The 1,313-nt window shown below is 41.1% G+C and carries 2 protein-coding genes; both read left to right on the forward strand.

Features of this window, described 5'->3' with window-relative positions:
• The first annotated feature begins 116 nt into the window (after positions 1–116).
• The gene (locus G468_RS0118160; RefSeq protein ID WP_026824167.1) at positions 117–464 is read left to right on the forward strand and encodes an antiterminator Q family protein; all 348 of its coding nucleotides are present in this window, start codon (positions 117–119) and stop codon (positions 462–464) included.
• Positions 465–708: 244 nt separating this feature from the next.
• Positions 709–1,313: ORF6N domain-containing protein (locus tag G468_RS23555; protein ID WP_081700733.1), on the forward strand; the 605-nt coding region annotated here is incomplete at its 3' end.

Below are 1,313 nucleotides of genomic sequence, written 5' to 3' on the forward strand. Positions count from 1 at the left end.
GGCAGGTATCACCTTTCGAATGGGCGAAGAAAAAGCCCACACATTTTAAACCACCATAACTATTCAACGCAGGGCATTGAAAGCATGCCCCTATTTCTATTTTTGCCGGAGGGGAGATGAGTAGGCACGTAAAAGATTTACTGGAAGCATGGGGAAACTGGAGCATGAGCCGCATTGGAACCGAATACAAAGGTATGTCTTCCATTGCTCCTGTTAAATTCGACGATGACAGACCTTGGCTAAGCGATGAAGAAGGCGAAATTGTCGATAAGGCCGTGGCAGGATTAAAAAGATATGACATCGATGGCTACAATATCATTTGCTTACATTATCAGCATCATATTTCATGCCGAATGATAGCTAAAAACTGGAAGAAAAGACCGGATTATATCACTGCTTACATGGGTAGGGCTGAATCCTACATAGCGGGCACTGTTCACACACTCCTTAAAGCAACAAATTGACAACACCGTATCGACTATCGTATGCTGACCGCACTAGAATTTATACGCGGATTCCGCACCCGATAGCCATGCGGCTTTTTTATGCCTGTAATACGGCATGATTGCATCCAAATAATGATCGGGTGGAGAGGCGTAATACAAAACCCAAAAGGGGAATATGCCCGGAGTGTCGTATAAGCTCTAGTTGACGCCCGATCACCATCTACTAATTGGTGATTGGTACTAAAATTATACGGAGGTCATTATGACTGCTCAAATAACTGTTAGTAACCTTTCTATTATCACCCATAAGAATATACCCGTAATTACAACTGAACTATTGGCGCAAATTTACGGTACTCAGCCCGTACGAATAAGACAAAATCACAATGAAAATAAAGATCGATTCATTGAAGGAAAACATTATTTTAAAATTTCGGGTGATGAGCTTAAAAATTTGCGAGTAGCTTTTAACTACTTACAAATTTCACCAAAAACCAGAGTGTTAATCTTATGGACGGAACGCGGATCGGCCAGACACGCTAAAATGCTTGAAACTGATCAAGCATGGGAAGTCTTTGAACAGTTAGAAGATTACTATTTCCATTCAGAAAAAACATTTAATCCGCCTAAACACTATCCAGAAGCAAGAGAATTGTTAACCGCAGATGACACCTCACATCTTTCTCGTTTAATTTGGACGATGGCCAACGGCTTCCGATTTGAGCGTTCATGGACACAAGGCATCTGGTATGCTTTACGTCATGTAACAGGCGTAGAGTCACCACAAAATTTTGAAGTTAATCAGATACCGATAATCGCAAAAGAATGCGAAAAGATTTATAACTTCACCAATGGCGTTAAAGAAGC

Origin of the sequence: Arsenophonus nasoniae DSM 15247, from assembly GCF_000429565.1 — a bacterium.
Taxonomy (GTDB): Bacteria; Pseudomonadota; Gammaproteobacteria; order Enterobacterales; family Enterobacteriaceae; genus Arsenophonus; species Arsenophonus nasoniae.